General features: G+C 64.7%; 2 protein-coding genes. One reads left to right on the top strand and one right to left on the bottom strand.

The genetic code is table 11. The features are described from left to right. Window positions 1–197 precede the first annotated feature (197 nt). Window positions 198–1,454, top strand: a complete 1,257-nt coding sequence (locus H6G18_RS24465) for an IS256 family transposase (RefSeq protein ID WP_190409675.1) — start codon at window positions 198–200, stop codon at window positions 1,452–1,454. A 148-nt stretch (window positions 1,455–1,602) separates the two neighbouring features. On the opposite strand, the gene H6G18_RS24610 is transcribed toward H6G18_RS24465, so the two are convergent. Continuing rightward, window positions 1,603–1,867 (bottom strand): hypothetical protein (locus tag H6G18_RS24610; protein ID WP_206757219.1); only part of this gene is annotated, 265 nt, incomplete at its 5' end.

The raw sequence follows: 1,867 nt of genomic DNA, 5'->3' as shown, positions 1-1,867 counted from the left end.
CCCTAGCCACCTTACGTCGAGTCTGTTCACCACTGGCGACGGTACACCAGTAATCCTGGGACTGAATCGCAGCACCACCGTATCGATCTGCGCAGCAGAGTTGGGTCTGTCCCCCGTCTAGTTGAAAGTTGGGTGGTGCCTCCATACTGAAGCGTTGATCCCAGCCAGGATTCGCGCCGCAATAGGAGACACCCCCCATGCCAAGAGTACGAACGAAGTCGCCTGTTCACCAGTCGTCGACGCCGGCCCCGGATGCCGAGCCTACGTCGCTTGAGGCGAACAGCCTCGCGCTGACCATGATTCAGGCGTTGATCCCGCTGGGGCTCCGGGCCGTGGAGGAGGCGCTGCAACAGGAAGTGCTCGCGCTCGCGGGGCCGCGCTACGCGCATGCCGATGGACGGCCCGCGATCGCGCGCTGGGGCGCGCAAGCGGGGTCGGTGTTTCTCGCCGATCAGAAAGTGCCGATCCGGGTGCCGCGCGTGCGTAACCGCGCGACCAACACGGAGGTGCCGTTGGCGACCTACGCCCAGTTGCAGACGCCGCGGGGCCACGATGTCGGCCTGTTCCGGCGCGTGCTCGGCGGGCTGTCCTGTCGCGACTACGAAGCGGCGGCGGAGGCGGTGCCGGAGGCCTTCGGTTTGGCCAAGTCGAGCGTCTCGCGGCGCTTCGTGCGCGCCAGCGCGCAGGCGCTCCAGACGCTCCACGAGCGGCGCCATGATGATGCCGAGTGGCTGGTGCTCCTGCTCGACGGCAAGTCGTTCGCCGACGATCAGGTCGTCATCGCGCTCGGCGTCACCACGACGGGCGAGAAGCGCATCCTAGGCCTCGTGCAGACCGCCACGGAGAACAAGCGCGTCTGCGCCACCTTCCTGCGCGAACTGGTCGAGCGCGGCTTCCAGACACCCACCGGGTTGCTGGTGGTGCTCGACGGCGCCAAGGGCCTCAGCGCCGCCGTGCGCGACGTCTTTGGCGAGCGCGTCCCGATCCAGCGGTGCCAGTGGCACAAGCGCGAGAATGTCGTGACCTACTTGCCGAAGGCGCAACAGGCGCTGTGGCGTCGCAAGCTGCAGGCCGCGTACGCGAAGCCCACCTATGCCGAAGCGCGGCGCGCCCTGCGGCAGCTCGTCAAAGAACTCGAGCAGGGCAACGCCTCCGCCGCTCGCAGTCTCGAGGAGGGCCTGGAAGAAACGCTCACCCTGCATCGCCTTGACGTCTTCGCGAAACTCGGCATCAGCTTCAAGACCACGAACCTGATCGAGAGTGTCATGGCCCGCGTCGAAGCGAAGGTGCACCGCGTCACACACTGGCGAACGAGTGATCAAAAGCAACGCTGGTGTGCCGCTACGCTCCTCGAGATCGAGAAACAGTTCCGCAAAGTGAAGGGCCACCAACACCTCGCCTTGCTGCAAGCCGCGCTGCGTGGCAAACTCACGGCACCACTCACCGCCGCGTAAGCGGCACCCCTGAGGCACCCTCCCGAATTTCAACTAGCTTGGGGACATTCCCCAGAGAATCCGAGATATCCGGTTTGATCCGCGCCTCATTCGCTGTCAGGATGCCCATTTCGTGCTGCGAGTGATGCTTAGAGGTCGTGTCGGATTCTCAGACCGAATACTCGCTGAAGTGCGTCGTCACGGTGGGAATGCTACGCGCGATGTTGGTATGATGGCCTTGGACCAACTGCGCGCGATCGAATGCGTGGGAGAAGACCCACTCGTGGACTCCTATCGAGAGGTGTACGAGCGCAGGGTAACGCGCGCGAGGTTTGATGCCGCGGGTGCGCTCGCCGTCCGCGGAAGAAGGCTTGAGGGTTTCAAGTACTGGAGGTCCGCCTTGCGCGCCGGTGGACTGAAAGCACAGAAGGCGA

It is taken from the genome of Anabaena subtropica FACHB-260 (assembly GCF_014697105.1).
Lineage (GTDB): Bacteria > Cyanobacteriota > Cyanobacteriia > Cyanobacteriales > Nostocaceae > Trichormus > Trichormus subtropicus.
This window is presented reverse-complemented; position numbering and strand designations above follow the sequence as displayed.